Origin of the sequence: Desulfovibrio inopinatus DSM 10711, from assembly GCF_000429305.1 — a bacterium.
In the GTDB taxonomy this organism is placed as follows: domain Bacteria; phylum Desulfobacterota; class Desulfovibrionia; order Desulfovibrionales; family Desulfovibrionaceae; genus Alteridesulfovibrio; species Alteridesulfovibrio inopinatus.
Genome location: NZ_AUBP01000010.1, coordinates 60,814 through 76,209, shown reverse-complemented (window position 1 = coordinate 76,209; position 15,396 = coordinate 60,814). Strand labels below are relative to the sequence as shown.

General features: G+C 51.1%; 16 protein-coding genes. 4 read left to right on the top strand and 12 right to left on the bottom strand.

Features of this window, described 5'->3' with window-relative positions; translation table 11 throughout:
• Nucleotides 1–34: 34 nt before the first annotated feature.
• The 7 genes from G451_RS0109050 to G451_RS0109020 form a co-directional block, all read right to left on the bottom strand.
• On the bottom strand, nucleotides 35–700 hold the full coding sequence (locus G451_RS0109050) for a phosphoadenosine phosphosulfate reductase family protein (protein WP_034641478.1): 666 nt from the start codon (nucleotides 698–700) through the stop codon (nucleotides 35–37).
• Between the two features lie 241 nt (nucleotides 701–941).
• On the bottom strand, nucleotides 942–1,295 hold the full coding sequence (locus tag G451_RS0109045; RefSeq protein WP_281171557.1) for a sulfatase-like hydrolase/transferase: 354 nt from the start codon (nucleotides 1,293–1,295) through the stop codon (nucleotides 942–944).
• A gap of 138 nt (nucleotides 1,296–1,433) precedes the next feature.
• Nucleotides 1,434–3,434, bottom strand: coding sequence for a sulfatase family protein (locus tag G451_RS0109040; protein WP_027184005.1), 2,001 nt, complete (start codon nucleotides 3,432–3,434; stop codon nucleotides 1,434–1,436).
• 8 nt (nucleotides 3,435–3,442) lie between these two features.
• Nucleotides 3,443–5,206: an alkaline phosphatase family protein gene (locus tag G451_RS0109035; protein ID WP_027184004.1), complete on the bottom strand. Its 1,764-nt coding sequence runs from the start codon at nucleotides 5,204–5,206 to the stop codon at nucleotides 3,443–3,445.
• Nucleotides 5,203–5,331 carry a hypothetical protein gene (locus G451_RS35180; RefSeq protein WP_281171556.1) on the bottom strand — a complete coding sequence of 43 codons (129 nt, stop codon included), beginning with the start codon at nucleotides 5,329–5,331 and terminating at the stop codon, nucleotides 5,203–5,205. The genes G451_RS0109035 and G451_RS35180 overlap by 4 nt, the downstream gene beginning before the upstream one ends.
• A gap of 23 nt (nucleotides 5,332–5,354) precedes the next feature.
• Entirely contained in the window at nucleotides 5,355–5,597 is a 243-nt protein-coding gene (locus G451_RS0109025) for a hypothetical protein (RefSeq protein ID WP_027184003.1), read from the bottom strand.
• 197 nt (nucleotides 5,598–5,794) lie between these two features.
• Nucleotides 5,795–6,064 carry a hypothetical protein gene (locus G451_RS0109020; protein ID WP_027184002.1) on the bottom strand — a complete coding sequence of 90 codons (270 nt, stop codon included), beginning with the start codon at nucleotides 6,062–6,064 and terminating at the stop codon, nucleotides 5,795–5,797.
• 206 nt (nucleotides 6,065–6,270) lie between these two features.
• Between G451_RS0109020 and G451_RS34085 the strand changes: the two genes are divergently transcribed.
• Nucleotides 6,271–6,441, top strand: a complete 171-nt coding sequence (locus G451_RS34085) for a hypothetical protein (protein ID WP_156921566.1) — start codon at nucleotides 6,271–6,273, stop codon at nucleotides 6,439–6,441.
• A gap of 44 nt (nucleotides 6,442–6,485) precedes the next feature.
• Nucleotides 6,486–6,647 carry a hypothetical protein gene (locus G451_RS0109010; protein ID WP_156921565.1) on the top strand — a complete coding sequence of 54 codons (162 nt, stop codon included), beginning with the start codon at nucleotides 6,486–6,488 and terminating at the stop codon, nucleotides 6,645–6,647.
• On the opposite strand, the gene G451_RS0109005 is transcribed toward G451_RS0109010, so the two are convergent.
• On the bottom strand, nucleotides 6,644–7,066 hold the full coding sequence (locus G451_RS0109005; protein ID WP_027184000.1) for a universal stress protein: 423 nt from the start codon (nucleotides 7,064–7,066) through the stop codon (nucleotides 6,644–6,646). The two genes, G451_RS0109010 and G451_RS0109005, sit on opposite strands and share 4 nt — an antisense overlap.
• Nucleotides 7,067–7,197: 131 nt before the next feature.
• On the opposite strand from G451_RS0109005, the gene G451_RS35175 reads away from it, so the two are divergent.
• Entirely contained in the window at nucleotides 7,198–7,329 is a 132-nt protein-coding gene (locus G451_RS35175) for a hypothetical protein (RefSeq protein WP_281171555.1), read from the top strand.
• Between the two features lie 210 nt (nucleotides 7,330–7,539).
• On the opposite strand, the gene selB is transcribed toward G451_RS35175, so the two are convergent.
• The 3 genes from selB to selA all read right to left on the bottom strand — a co-directional run bounded on the left by selB (nucleotide 7,540) and on the right by selA (nucleotide 12,396).
• Nucleotides 7,540–9,453 (bottom strand): selenocysteine-specific translation elongation factor, encoded by a 1,914-nt coding sequence (gene selB, locus G451_RS0108995; protein ID WP_027183999.1) that lies wholly within the window; start codon nucleotides 9,451–9,453, stop codon nucleotides 7,540–7,542.
• Nucleotides 9,454–9,549: 96 nt separating this feature from the next.
• Nucleotides 9,550–10,956 (bottom strand): aminopeptidase, encoded by a 1,407-nt coding sequence (locus G451_RS0108990; protein ID WP_027183998.1) that lies wholly within the window; start codon nucleotides 10,954–10,956, stop codon nucleotides 9,550–9,552.
• Between the two features lie 27 nt (nucleotides 10,957–10,983).
• Nucleotides 10,984–12,396 (bottom strand): L-seryl-tRNA(Sec) selenium transferase, encoded by a 1,413-nt coding sequence (selA, locus tag G451_RS0108985; RefSeq protein ID WP_027183997.1) that lies wholly within the window; start codon nucleotides 12,394–12,396, stop codon nucleotides 10,984–10,986.
• 188 nt (nucleotides 12,397–12,584) lie between these two features.
• Here selA and G451_RS0108980 point away from each other — a divergent pair, with 188 nt between their 5' ends.
• Nucleotides 12,585–14,843, top strand: coding sequence for a DUF3536 domain-containing protein (locus tag G451_RS0108980; protein ID WP_027183996.1), 2,259 nt, complete (start codon nucleotides 12,585–12,587; stop codon nucleotides 14,841–14,843).
• 197 nt (nucleotides 14,844–15,040) lie between these two features.
• Here the strand turns inward: G451_RS0108980 and G451_RS0108975 are convergent, their stop codons facing one another.
• On the bottom strand, nucleotides 15,041–15,376 hold the full coding sequence (locus G451_RS0108975) for a hypothetical protein (RefSeq protein ID WP_027183995.1): 336 nt from the start codon (nucleotides 15,374–15,376) through the stop codon (nucleotides 15,041–15,043).
• Between the last annotated feature and the right edge of the window lie 20 nt (nucleotides 15,377–15,396).

Sequence of the window (15,396 nt, the reverse complement as noted above, 5' to 3'; positions counted from 1 at the left end):
GGCCGCCCGAATCATTGCACTTCGTTGCGGCTGTTTAAAAATAGCCGAGATGACGCAATTGTTCCATAATTTCTTCTTTTTCTGGCGCTCGACCAGCACGCTCACGAGCTTGATCACCGGATTTCACCGTACAGTGTACACAACTGAGCGAGGCATATCCTTCATCGTACAACGAACAATATGGTAAGTTGAACGCGTGGATATAATCCCAAATATCATCGACGGTAAAATGGAGGATAGGATGGATTCGGTCATGTGGAGGGTCGATTCGCGGAGAAATCGGTTCTTCAGATGCTCGTGCTGGATGTTCATCCCAACGAATGGCCGACATCAGCCCGGTTATGTCTAAATCGACGATCGCACGATTCAACGGCCCCACTTTGAGCGCTTGGCAACACTCCGCTCGATCAGCCGCAATATCTATGTTCAGAGCGGCTTCCGGGTTGCCGATAATACGTAAATCCAATCCCCAATCTGTTGCCAGAGCATCCCGAAAAGCCATGGTTTCCGGAAATTTAACGGTTGTGTCGATAGAAAGAACCGGAACATTGACACGGCCATGCCCGACAGTCTGTAACAAGTGCAGCATGACGAGCGAGTCCTTGCCCCCGGAAAAGGTAGCAAACAGCCCCTCACCGTAAGTTTCAACAGCATATTCCACAATGCTGAGACTCTCTTCTATTTTCTCCATAAGTTGCATGTCGTACTCCTGAGCGACCTTTCAAATACGTCTCAACACTCTACGAAAGTGGCTTGTCTTTCAATATGCTATCGAGGTGCGATTTCACTTTGGTAAAAACCTTCGGATCTTGCTCAACCAGATTGGTGGTTTCGCCAGGATCGGTCTTGAGATTGTAGAGCTCGCACGTGTCGTTTGCAAGGGTGCAATACAGTTTATAATCGGCTTCAAGAAGCGCGATCGATTTTGACCTGCAATCGAATCAGTTATTGATGAGAGAAAAATTCATCGACAATTTCGGTCCGGTATCCTCTCCAGCCATTATTGTTGAAAGAAACGATTGACCATCCATCCATTGCGGTGTGAACTGCCCGAGAATATTGAGAATGGTCGATGCAATATCCACATGACTTACGGTCTGGTGCACTCGCTGAAGAATGGTCTGATTCGGAAATTTGATAAGAAGCGGAACATGGATAAGTTCCTGATAAAGATACGGACCACCATGCATGATAAAGCCTCGTCCAAAGGATTCTCCATGATCCGCTGACACAACGAACAAACTGTCATCGAACAGTCCGTCGGCTTTCAACCTGGTGACAAAATCTGTCTTGATTATTCGCGCAGTTCAGTGCGAACCTCCTCAAAGGCTCACCCTCGCTTTGAGAGAACACGTTGCAAGAAAAACCCCGCACAACCAAGGTCTCTCGGGAGTGCGGGTTCAGTCGAATCGGCTTCAATATTTATACGATCATCACGATGCGGGTTTCCCCTTGAGCGCTCGTTGGATTTCACCCTTCATGGCAGCATAGATTTCTTTTTCCTTGTCAGCCAAGTCGGTTGTTTCTCCAGGATCGGTGTCAAGATTATAGAGTTCACACTTGTCATAAGCCAGGTAACAAATCATCTTGTACTTATCCTGAACAACGGCAATGGTCTTGGACATGAAATCGAACCAGTTGTCGATGAGAGAAAAATTCATCGACAATTTCGGACCGACAGGAACGTCTCCCCCGCGCAACGCTGCGGAGAAAGACCGCCCTTCCATCCAATCCGGAGTCGAAACCCCAAGAAGATCGAGGAGAGTGGGAGCAAGATCGACATGACTCACGGCCGACGCGACTCGTTTTCCCTCCGTCTGTCCGGGCATCTTCACGATAAGCGGCACATGAATGAGCTCCTGATACAGGTACGGTCCTCCATGCATGAGAAAACCGCGTTCAAATGATTCACCATGGTCGGCCGAAACCATCAGCACGGTGTCATCGAGCAGTCCATCATGTTCAACGTCGTCGAGAAATTGCCCAAAGACATCGTCCACAAATCGCAAATGTTCATCATAACGCAATTCGAGCTTATCAATAAATGGCTGAAATTCTCGGCCATAGGTGCTCTGTGGAAACATGACCGTATCAACTTCGTTAAAGGCCTCCAAAGTATCAAGCACCCCATGTTCCGGCAAAAAGGTATAGAGAAATTCTTTATCCGGTAAGTAAGGCGCATGCGGTGGCATAACGTGTACCCAAAGAAAAAACGGCGATTTGAGTCGTTTCATGACATCGCGGGCCATGGCAAAATTGCTCCGTGGATCAGAGAATTCGTGAAAACGATCCATCGTTGCCAACGGAGAAAGCCCGAGCACAGAATCGGCCAAGGGGGATTCTTCAGCTAAATCATGTAACCATACCGTGGAAAATTCGAGTTCCTGGGCAATGTCTCGCAAAAGCATTAAAAATGCTGACGGAGGTTCGAACTCGACCACCTCATCGAACCCGTTGATTTGAACTTGAGACGGCATAAACAAATGATTCGCAACAATCGCCGCGGTATTATAACCGAGCAGACGTAAGGCTTGCGCAATATTTTCGTCTTTATCCATGCCGCGAAAAATCGAGTATCCCACGCCATTGACATTGTGCGTAAAGGGGTGCTTTCCTGTCAGGAGACTGGAAAGACTGGGGACGGTCCAGTTACAACTGGAATACATATTATCAAAAACATATGCCGATTGACCGAGTCGATCTAAATGGGGCGTTGTTTTCAACGAATACCCATAGAGCGACATTTCCGATGCTCGTAACGCATCAAAGGTCACGAGAACGATATTCGGGCGATGAGTCGACGCGGCTTCATTGTTTTGGACGACTCCCGGTAAAACCGACGTCTGGGAACGTTCATAACTCACATATCCGACATGACTGACAACGGCCAACACGCTGACAATGGCCATCGCACGGGTGAGCTTCCAGGAGGATTCCGCAAAGCGGGTGAGTGCATCGGAAAATCCTGTTTTAAACAAAAAAAACAGACAATACGCGACGATACATACCGCCATCACCACCAAAAAGCCGGTTTCAACCGGTCCGGCCCATGAAATGTCTGTCAATCGAAAAGTCTTTTCCACCCAACGAATGCCATAATGAAAGACATTCGTGGCGAGAAACAAGCCCCCACCTCCCGCATTGGCAGCAAATACGGATCGAAAATACGCTTTGGATGATATCAAGCGAAAAGGCAGGCACACCACTGCGACGGCTGTCGCCATAACAAGCGCCAACAGCGTGAATACAAGAACCATGAACGCACAGTCCAGCCCTACCTGAAGAAGAGAACCGGCATCAAGCAAAGACTGGAGACGATACAACAAATCCAGAGGCAACAGTACGAGAACAAAATTAAAGAGCCACCAGGCAAAGGAAAACCGACCGAGTTCCCATGCCGTTTGCGGAGTACGTCCTGTCGTGAAGCGGTGCATACAATCCTTTAGCCAAGATAATCTTTGATAAGCGGAGCGATATCGATAGCCCGAGGCCGTCCAAGTCCGGCTTCGGATACGGCACACACTCCTGGCACATGCTCTTTACTCAAACAGTGATCTCCGCTCCAGTTGCGCGTGTTATCCTCTACATCAGGCCCCCCTGGGGCCTCGCCCAGTGCGGTCTGCCAAGAGGCACGATAGCCCGGAGTAAATCCGATCACAAGGTCTGGCCCCCCCGACGAGGACTCGACAGAAGTCACCGAATCAATGACGGCATGCTCCCCGTCTTTCCAGGCAAGAAGACTCGTTTTCACATCGGCAAGAACCGAGGCTGCTTGCCCTTTCTCCACAATTCCCTTCTTCTCGCGACCGGCAAGATTGAGACTCATGCTATTTAAACCATACGCGAACGCCTGGGTGCGAGAAAAGTCGACATGCTCAAACAACTCGGCCGATGTGGTCTTGCCCTCTTCAAACCGCATAAAGCCCGCGCGCGCAAGGTAACTGTTCACATGTGCAGCCCGACGGAAGCTACTGAATCCATGATCGGAGAGTGCAATCACCAGTGTTTCCGGTCCGGCACGGTCGAGTGCCAATTGCAGCATGGCATCAGCCCGAGCATAGAATTCGGTGACAGCACCGGCAACGGCTTCGTTTTCGGCTCGAGCGGGGTGTCCGCTCTCCTGATAACGCCAGAACATATGCTGTACCCGGTCGGTCGTATCGAACACACAGGCGAGGACCGTAGTTTTTCCCGCACTGAACCGATCAAGTTCATGCCGGAAAAGTTGCTCCCGCTCGTCCATGAGCATGCGGCACTGATCCAAGAAGGCGGTTTCGGGCAACAGGTTGTCGTTCAATGCATTAGCATCTTCCGCCAATCCCAACGTGGCATACGGGCCAAGCGCGTCTTCCAATTCGCGCCCATACCCAGACGGGTACGATATAGGCAGTGACTTTGCGTCGGAGGAAATATTGAGCGGTGTCACATAAAGACTGAATTCCGGGGCAGAGCTGACAAGATGAACACGAAACAGCGCACTCACCTTGCGCATGAATCCCACTTTGAAATGCGCCCGGAGCCATGGACTCCACTGCCCCGGAGCAAGTTCAACATGCTGGCCGTCAATATCAATCCCGACAGAACCATTGCCCAGCGTGATCTTCATAGGGACGCTGGCCGGCTTTCCCGACTTGAGCGAGACCGCAACAGGCCCCTCCAGGACGGTTTCAATAACGCCAGCCTCGGGTGTTACATGATGCAAAGTTCCCTTTTTCTCAGCGGCATTGTCCACGGCAGCGGTGCTATACCAAGCATAACGGCCAAGCGTTCCCTTGATATCAGGTGTACCGAGACCAGTCAGAAGACGACCTTTCAGTGGGCGAGCCGGAAACGTGAGGGGCCACTTCAGGACGGATGCATCCATGCCCCGATCGGTTGTCCATTGCCAAAAAGGATCAACCTGGAACGGACTCACATACCCGAGCTTTCCCTGTTTCAGAATAGAGAGCTTGGGGCGATATTCGCCAGGATCCCGCGTGAGAAAATCATAGATACCGTGCTCTGCAGGTTCCATCCCTGTCGCAATGGTTGTCCATGCCACCGGGCTTTGTGGAGGGCTCACGGTTTCCAAAGGAGACACGCCTCCTCGCTCAGCCAAACGCCCAAAGGCAGGCAACGTGCCGTTGCCTATCATTTGCTCAACGATCCCAGGATCGAGCCCGTCCAGGCCAAGGACAATAACATTCCGTTGTGAAGTCTTGCTCATGGTACGATCGCTTCGGCTTCCACGCGAGAAATCATGCGCCGTAAGAGAACACATGCCGCACGGATGAATGGAGATTCAAAGGTCAATTGCGCTGAGGATACAACAATATCATCCCAAATGTTCACAAAGTCTCTCGTCTGGAATCCGATCACGACCGGGCAGACGAATTTCTTGTAAAAAGGGATTTAATGGAGTGAAAAACGCGACGTACGCTATTCCGAAAAACAAGCAGTACGGTAGACAGCACGGTAAGGACTGGAAATAAAATTTGAAAAATTGCGTTCCCGAGATTGGGATCAACATAGGCATAGGCCGGAACAACCTCAACAAGCATCACAACCAAAGTTGCCAATCCCGCCAACATGGTTTTTCGAGCAACAAAACGGGTCATAGAACTCCCTCGAATGCGCCTCTCTGCGCGTTTGGAACAGGCCGTTTCCGGCCCGGACAAAAAACAACGACAAAAAACTGTCCGCCAGAGATAAAGCGGCACCCAAACCTGCCTTCATGTTCCTACCTGATAGCCAAAGACCTTGTCAAAAGAACTGGCAGTCTCCCAGAGCATCGGAATCGACGTGCCTCCAGGCATCAATGCCGAGAACAGGCAGCACCATGGCCTCTACTTCGGTCATATGCACAGCGCGCCGTGAAATATCCGGGATAACATTCCGGATCCTGATCATCATACCCAAACCAATCATCGAACGGGTCACGTTCACGTGGCGGTGTTGATATGTGAGGGGGTCGGGTGTTGGGTGATTTCAATCCCGGTCCGACAGGTCCTGCTGGTGTTCCTGGTTCGGCGACAACACAGCAGATAACGGCGAGTAATAACGCTGCTACACATTTACCACGCATAGTCTCTCCTTTCTTATCGCTGTTTGTAGCAAGTTCGTTACACTTTCATGCCGTCTTCAGCAAAAAAATGCCAAAAATCTTACAGGAAAAAGAGAATGAAAAAGCCTCTTGCCTGGTTTGATCAACGGTCGTAGTCTTATGAAAAAACAACGGGAGAATCGATCGTGAAGACGCTTGACTTGCGCAATACCTGCTGAGGCATAGGAATGGATGTCGGGTGGCATCTTCGCCTCTCCCGGGAAAGAAGCTTCACGGTACTTGTCGCCCCCGGTCTTGTGCCGGCAGTGGAAGAACAACTGCACATCTATCCCGGATGGACTATGGAAACAGTGCACAAAGAAGGATATGCGCATATTGTTTTAACGCGTACCTCGTAGTGTTGCACCAACCAAAAACACTTTTACCCATATTGACGATAGTTATGGACACAACAGTAATTCGCTATGTCTGCCTGCGTTGCGGCAAAAAGTTCGGTTTAGCCAAAACAGCCGATGGCAAAACACCCAATGAGTGTCCGGTGTGCAAAGCACCGGAAAGCAATTTTGCCATGATTGAAGACGAAAAATCGTCTCGCTCCTGTTAACGAACGACCACCACTGTACATGGAGCGATTTCAACCAAACGGGCAGACACGCTGCCAAGAAGCAGTCGGTCTACGGCGTGTTTGCCCTGACTGCCAATGATGATTTCATCTGCTTGTTCTTGCCGTGCCACGCGGGAGATGACTTCGGCAGGCCGCCCCGCTTCAACCACACCGTGACAACTCGCCCCATTCTCATCCATCAACTGGCAGGCTTCTTCCATAGTCTTCCGCGGTTCAGCGAGAAGCTTTTCCCAGGCTGAACCAGCCGATTCGTTCCGTTCAAGCGACAAAACACTAAGACTTTCAGCGACACTCACGACAATGATTTCACAAGGGGAGCATTGTGCTTCGTGGATCACACGGTGAAGAGCCTTCTCCGAAAGCTCCGACCCGTCAACACCCACAATGATCTTCTTCATGGCAGCCTCGCTCACAATTTACGGTTGTTCGGCCTAGACACGAAAAGAAAAAGAAGTTATAAGTAATTCGCTTAACATAATTTTACTGCCGCTTCTCTTGAGAGACCGGGTTGAACCAAGGAGCCGACAACATGGAATTCGATTTTTCCGGCCTGATTGTTCTGTACGCTATTCTCCTCATTCTTGGAACCTTTGAAGTCATTAAATACCAACAAAAAAATCTTCCCCCCGACCCGGAACTGCCGGTTGACGAAAGCCACTAAAATTTTTCTCATTCTCCATGATCGTTGAATCGGGCCGATGCTCTGCGGGTAAAGCGTCGGTCCGATTCTTTTTATAGCCCCCATATCAAGCGGAACAGCCTCGATGACACTGCATGTTTGTACGTGCCATTGCCTTTGCGGAGAGAGCATTGAAGGGCGAACTATAAAATCTCTCTTTGCGGCCCACCTGTTATTCCTGCCCCCAATCGTTCAACCACGGAGCCGGCGTTTGTCCCCTACACGAATGGTGATTCGTTGCTTATCGAGATACTCCATAAGGGGAATCGCAAACTTGCGTGACACAGGGGCGATTGTTTTAAATTCCGTTGGTCCCATTTCGTCATTGGTCTGAAAATAGGCACGCACGTCGGCAATGAGTTGCGCAATAGCCTGGGCACTGACGTACATATCTTCCTTCAGTTTGACGATAATGCCTTCATCTTGAAGAAGCTTATAAACTGGTGCCGCTTCCTTGAAATTCAGATCGAGTTCGGCCAGAACATCTTTGAGATTGGGAGGTGTCAGCTCACCGGTGGTGTAGACATCGGTCAACGTGGCTTTGAGCTTGGCCGTATCCGAAGCCAGAGAAACACGGTGCTGCGGCAGGCGCAAGACGTCCTGTTCTGTGACGATAAGCCCACTCTTCAGCCCTTTTTCCACGATGAAATGAACAAGCTTGGCAGGCAACTCACGCCCCCAGGCAGACGCAAGCTCTCCTCGTGACATCCCAAGTTTCATCGGCTCTTTCCGGTGAAACGCTTCAAGGTGGGAAAGAGCAGCCTGGGTCAGCTCATCGACAATCTTTCCGGAAGCAAACGTTCTCCGTTCTTTGTCAAATAAACAGACCTCGGATTTTCCCCCCATGACTTGAAGCAATCTCTCCAACGTCTTCGATTCAATATTGGTCGCCACAACAAGTTGGGCAAATTGCAAACCTGGAGGGCCGGCAAGCATAAGCTGGGTACGAATGCGATCTTCGTCCGAACACGAAATAAGGGTGGATAACTGTTCGCAGTTTTCTGCAAAATTGGAATCGCGACGGCGAAGCATGGTTGCTTCAGGTCGTAAAATATGTGCCCCGGCCACCGTACGTAACGGGGAAAACGTGCGTACGACGCATCGATCGCCAAACATGCCAACCATAGGCTGAGGGAAAACGACCTGGCATAACGCGCGTTCCCCTGGTTCCAACTTGTCGCGGTCGAGAAAATAAAGTCTTGCGAGAACTTCGCGTGTGCCATGATGGAAATGCACTTCCGTACGGTGTTTGAGCCCGCGTGGAGACGATGCCAAGCAGGTCAACTCCACGTCCCATACCGTATTGGGAAAAAGCGCATCGGGGGAAGCGACCACATCACCGCGGGACACGTCCGCCACATCCAAACCAAGGAGATTGACGGCCGTACGTTGACCGGCTTCGGCCTGCTGGGATTGCTCTCCATGCGATTGGACCGTACGCGCCTTGGAGGCAAATTCTTGCGGATAGATCATGATATCATCACCCGCCTTAACCGCGCCGGAAACAAGTGTCCCCGTCACCACTGTACCATGTCCCTTCATGGTAAAAACACGATCTACAGGCAATCGAAATAAATCGGAACGCCGCTTTGGGGCAAACCCACCGGCAAATTCGACCAAGGCAGCTTTCAGATCATCCAACCCTTGTCCGGTATGTGCTGAAACCGGAAAAATCGGTGCGTCTGCCAAAAACGTCGAGCCAAGATATCCGGACACATCATCGGTAACCATCTCAAGCCACTCTTCATCGACCATATCGACTTTGGTCAGAGCAACGAGGCCGGTAGAAATGCCGAGCAATGTACAGATTTCAAGATGTTCTCGCGTTTGCGGCATAATGCCTTCATCAGCGGCAATAACAAGAAGGACGAAATCAATGCCTGCGGCACCGGCTACCATGTTTTTGACAAATCGCTCATGGCCCGGCACATCCACCACCCCAAGTCGAAGATCTTCAGCCAGATCCATGAAGGCAAAGCCAAGTTCGATGGTGATGCCGCGTTTTTTCTCTTCAGCCAACCGGTCGCAATCGATTCCGGTCAAGGCTTTTACAAGAGTTGTTTTGCCGTGGTCGATATGTCCGGCTGTGCCCATAATGACTGGCATTGCATTTCCTTTCCGTTTGTTTCAAGCTGCTTGACCGCATTGTCCCGGCCTTCGAAAAATATCGAAAACCGGGACCAATGCATTTCGGATATCCAATTATGTCCGCAAGAATGCCTCATAGGCCAACTTCGTGGCATAGAGGTCAGCCTTGCTACTAATTTCAAAAGGACTATGCATGGAAAGCACTGGGGGACCGAAATCGATAATATCCATGCCATATATAGCCAGGAATTTGGCGACGGTACCGCCTCCACCGAGGTCAACTTTGCCGAGTTCGGCCATTTGCCAGGGCACACCAGCATCCTCAAGCATTTTGCGCAAAAAGGCGACATACTCAGGATGGGCATCGTTGGCCCCAACTTTTCCGCGATGTCCGGTAAATTTACAAAAGCACGGACCATGACCGATCAACGCGGAATTCAACTTTTCATGGCAGTCCTGGTAGTCGGGATCAAGTGCGCCATGTACATCCGCGGAAATGGCTTTTGAAGCAGCAAAAACTCGGCTTTTCCGTGCTCCGGCATCCCACGCGTCGATGAGATCCTCGACACAATATTCAAAAAACAGAGACTTCGCTCCGGTGTTCCCTTCGGAACCAATTTCTTCCTTGTCCCAGAACAAGACGATCTGCGTATGCTCCGGAGTTTCAGCAGACAAAAGCGCTTCAAGACCGGCGAAGACGCAGACACGGTCATCCTGACCATATCCGCCAATGAGCGCCTGATCGAACCCAATAAAACGTGCTGGGCCGGCCGGGACGGCCTGCAATTCGGCGCTGAACAAATCTTCTTCAACAATTCCGTATTTCGTATTGAGAATATCAAGAACTTTGGCTTTGATGCCCGAACAGGCGCACTGGATTCCCGGAGTTTCTTCACCCTCTTTTTTAGGAGCGATAACCGGTTGGTGCCCAACAATAATGTTGAGATTTTCCGCCTCGAACGCTTCCGACAACTTTTTTTCCACTTGCTTGTACGCCAAATGCGGCAACAAATCGGGAATGGTAAACACCGGATCAACCGGCTCTTCCCCTATGCAGACCGTTTTGACATCGCCGTCTTTCGTTACAACCACACCGTGCAGAGCCAGTGGTCTGGCAAGCCATTGGTGCTTACGAATCCCGCCGTAATAGTGGGTTTTTGCCTGTCCCACGGAACAATCTTCATATAAAGGGTGCTGTTTGAGATCGATGCGCGGTGTATCGGCATGCGCGCCGACCAATCGGAAGCCTTCACGCAACGGCCGTTTGCCTTTACGCGCAACAAACAAAGTTTTTCCGCGCAAAACACGCATCACAGCATCGCCGGAAAAATCCTGATCACAGCCGACAAAACCGGCATCAGCTAACCGCTTTTGCAGATAGTTGATCGTCAATCGTTCGGTTTTGCAAGTAGACAGAAAATCAATATAGCGTTGTGCCAAACTATCCATTTCAGCCTGAGCCGTATCGTTGTCAAAGACTTCCCAACAATTTTTCGACGTATATTCAAAATCCGAAGGCATAGTGCAGGAATACTCCTTATTATCACGTCAGTTCATGCAACCGGCAATCGCCTTGTTCAGGACGTTTGCCGTCAATTCAAACTCATCGTCAGCCACAGTGCGAACATCAAGGCAAAAGACATCGTGCTCAATCCGTCCGATAACCGGAGGATCGGTTTCCAGAAGCCGCTCTTTAAGCATCTGCGCAGAAATTCCTTCATGTGCAGGCCGGACACGGACCAACGTCGTGGGCAAACCCTGCTCAGGGAACGCCCCCCCACCCACACGAGACTCCGCCGATACCGTATCGACGACCGCCGACTCGCCACAAATTTTGGCAACATCATCAGCCAATATGGCCCCACGACTGGCAAGCTGGACAGGATCAGCCAAAATCATGGCTACTGTGGGAATCTCTCGCCTGGCCTTTTCCGGGTCAAGGTAAAGCCGAAGTGTTGCTTCCAATGCAGCCAATGTCATCTTGTCGATACGCACAGCTCGGTTGAGCGGATTCTTTTTGATCCGGTCAATGTATTCTTTCTTTCCGACAATAATTCCGGCTTGTGGTCCGCCCAGAACTTTGTCTCCGCTAAAAGTAACCACATCCGCCCCATCGGCAACGGTCTTTTGCACAGTCGGCTCATCAAGCAGCCCAAGGCCGCTGAAATCGGAAAAATTCCCACTGCCTAAATCTTCAATGACAGGCAAATCGTATTTTGAACCAAGCTCGGCCAACTCGGGAAGGCTAACTTCCTTCGTAAATCCAATGATTCGGTAATTCGATGCATGAACCTTGAGCAACGCCGCAGTATTTTCATTGATGGCCTGCTCATAGTCACGCAAATGCGTCCGGTTGGTTGCCCCGACTTCTCGCAACGTGGCGCCGCTTTTCTCCATGACTTCAGGAATACGAAACGATCCGCCTATTTCGACGAGCTGACCGCGTGACACAATGACTTCGCGTCCTTTGGCCAGCGTTTCAAGCACGAGAAGGACAGCTGCGGCATTATTGTTGACGACCAGCGCGGCCTCGGCGCCAGTCAGCCGACATAAGGCGTCTTCAACATGACTATATCGGCTCCCTCGTCCACCCGTGTCGAGATTCATTTCGAGGTTGGAATATCGGGCACAAGCCTCGGTAACAGCCCGTGTTGCCACTTCGGCTAAAATGGATCGACCAAGATTAGTATGCACCACGACTCCCGTCGCATTGATGACCCGCCGAAAATGCGGTTGAACATAGGCGACAAGAAATGGAACGAGACGTTCCCAAAGAACGGTGTGCTCAAGTTGCGAGGCGTTCATGATGCGACTTTGGCGAATATCGCGACGTAACCGATCTAAAAAAAGATTGATTCCGTCACGAAGAAGCGCACGTGGTACATGGTGTAAGGCCGGAACATCCGCAACAGCGGTGAGAGCAACATCGACCGACGGCAGAAGACGAAACAGGCTGGACACGGAACTCTCCCGGCCCGAAACGGGCCTGTTATGGCTATTTATAACAATGCAGCAAATGTTTAGGATAAATGAACTTGCCTTCAAAATCAATTTTATCTCATCCGTGACAATGCAATAAAAGCGTGGCGTTCCCATGACATTTTCGCAAGGGTCTTTCCTAATTTCTGAAAACCGTATACAGAAAAGCCATGAAAAAATACCTCTGCATCCACGGCCATTTCTACCAGCCTCCTCGTGAAGATCCTTGGCTGGACCTGATTCTGCCCGAGGGCAGCGCCGCCCCGGCAATGAACTGGAACGAACGCATTCTCAACGAGAGTTACGCTCCTATTGCCTCGGCAAGACGCCTTGGCCCCGGAGGTATTGTCGACATCGTCAATTGCTACGAATGGATGAGTTTCAATGCCGGTCCCACCTTGTTGCACTGGATGGAACAATTCGCACCGACAACATATCATTCCATGCTTGACGCCGATGCAAAAAGCCTGTCCCGCCTAGGGCATGGGAATGCTTTGGCGCAGATCTATCACCATGTCATCATGCCGCTGGCCTCGGAACTCGACAAGGAACTTGAGGTCGCCTGGGCGGTGGAAGATTTCCAGGCGCGTTTCGGCCGCGCTCCCGAAGGAATGTGGCTCTCCGAAACCGCTGTGGATACGGCCACTTTAGAAGTGCTCGCCGATTACGGCATAACCTTCACCATCCTTGCTCCGGGGCAGGCTGCTGCCGTCACGAAGCTTGGGAGTGGCGACTGGCGCGACGTCAGTCACGGAGGATTGGATATACGTCTGCCCTATGCGGTTTCCCTGCCGTCAGGCCGACAAATCGCCGTTTTTTTCTACGATGGCCCTATCTCGCAGGCCGTCGCATTTGAGCGCTTGCTGGAAGATGGAGAAAAATTTTGGCGACGTCTTGCCGATGCAAGCTCTCCGGGACTTCTCTCATTGGCCACTGACGGTGAAACATACGGACACCATTTCAAATTTGGAGAAATGGGTCTTGCCTATATTTTAGATCAGGCCCGCCAGCAGCGAGAAGATATTCATCTCACCAACTACGCGACCTTTCTTGAAGCCCATCCGCCAACGATGCAGGTGCGTCTCCATGAGCCTTCAGCATGGAGTTGCGCCCATGGTGTCGAGCGTTGGAGATCGGATTGCGGCTGCACGACGGGGGGGCATCCCGGATGGAAACAGACGTGGAGAAAACCGCTTCGTGATGCCCTCAATGCATTCAAAACGAAAGTCGATGAACATTTTTTCGATGCCGGCCAACAACTTTTTAAGCACCCTCGGCAGGCGCTCGTTGAGGCTGGGAAACTCCTTTCCGGTCGCGTGACGCCGCAAGACTTCGCTGATATGTGGCTTTCCGGCGGTCTCAGCCCGGCGGATCGTACGAAAGCGTTCAAACTGATTGCCATGCAAAAGTGGGCTTTGGCCGCCTTTGCCAGTTGTGCATGGTTCTTTGACGAAATTTCCCGTATTGAGCCAGTCAACGGACTTACATTTGCCTTACGCGCCATGGAATTGGCCGAAAAAACCCAAGGCCCGGATTTTGAGCCTGAATTCTCCGATATTCTCGAACAGGCCCCCTCAAATATTCCGGAAATGCACAACGGCAATCATATTTGGCAAACGCAAGTCGTTCCACGTCGGGAAACCACCCGTACACTCGTCACCCAAGCACTACTTCACTTGTGGGCTCAAAGGCGTCTCCCCGGTGTGAACTCGGAGACAACATCAGCAGAAACCGTACAGTGGCCCGGTGTCAGCGTGACGATCGAACCCACATCGGACGAAATCCCATCCTTTGTTGCTGCCAAAGCAACACTGGCCTGGACTCAAGAGCCGCACCCCGAAGATGTAGAAATCGCTTACACCTCGCCGCCTGGTCATGATCCTTATGCCATGCGGATCCAGATCACCAAGGTCGGAGAGCCATTTGAAGCTCACGTCTGTGCCCGTGGTGACGAACTCGCCTGGAACAAGCGACAGGCCATTGCCGACACCTGGATACAAACCGCCAGCAATACGTTATTCCAAGACATGGTACGTCACGCTCAAGACGGTATTCATCTCATCACCAATCGACAAGAAGCCCAGTCCACTCTTACCTTTGCTCCATTGTGGAATCATTTGGCCCCAGGGCTTGCGTATGCGTGGCTCACAGGCGAATCTGTCGCATCATCGGCGGAAGAACTCATGCTGCAATTTCTCCGGGACAAGGCCTCCAGCCCGGTGACAGACGACCTTCTCCGTCGTATTGCTTCCACCGCAAACGAATTCTTCCATGCCAACAAGCTGGATCAGCTCGAAACACTCCTCACACGATGCCATCAGATCAACCTGAATCCGAATTTTTTGGAATTGCAAAACAGCCTCTTCCCATACGACCCCAAAACGAAACAGCTTCGGCGCATTTGCCAACTTGTAGGGATGGCTTCATAGAAAAGAACTGAGCCGTTCTCCAAGGAACCAGACATGTTGCGTCAACAGGTGGGGAGGGCACTCCCTCCCCGAACCATCTTCCGGACGCATTCGTCAGACGGGAAATATATCTCACAAGACTATCGCGTCATGCGACACGATCCCATACGCCGACAACCTTTCCCACAGCTCACGTCCTCCGCTTCTCTGCATGTCACTTACTGCGGCATATCCGTTGGCGGAGCGGTTTCATTCACCGATTCGAGAAGTTGATTTTTTGAATTGATGAGACTTTTCCGCAGTTGCATCCGCTTTTTCGTCGGTAACATGCGGAATTCCGGCTTGGAGGTCAGTTCTTCGAGCTGATCCATTTCCTGGTGAATGCGACTCACCTTGACTTGAAACTTCGATTCTTGAGGACGCAGCCGGGATGCAATAATGGACAACTCGCGAAGTTCCTTGGCGAGCGTCCGAAAGGCCTCAGGACGAAGATCCCGAGCGACCCGCCGCTTTTCCTGAAAATCTTTCCACATTGAAATCAGTTTATCGAGCATGCCCTCTCCTCTCAGGTGGC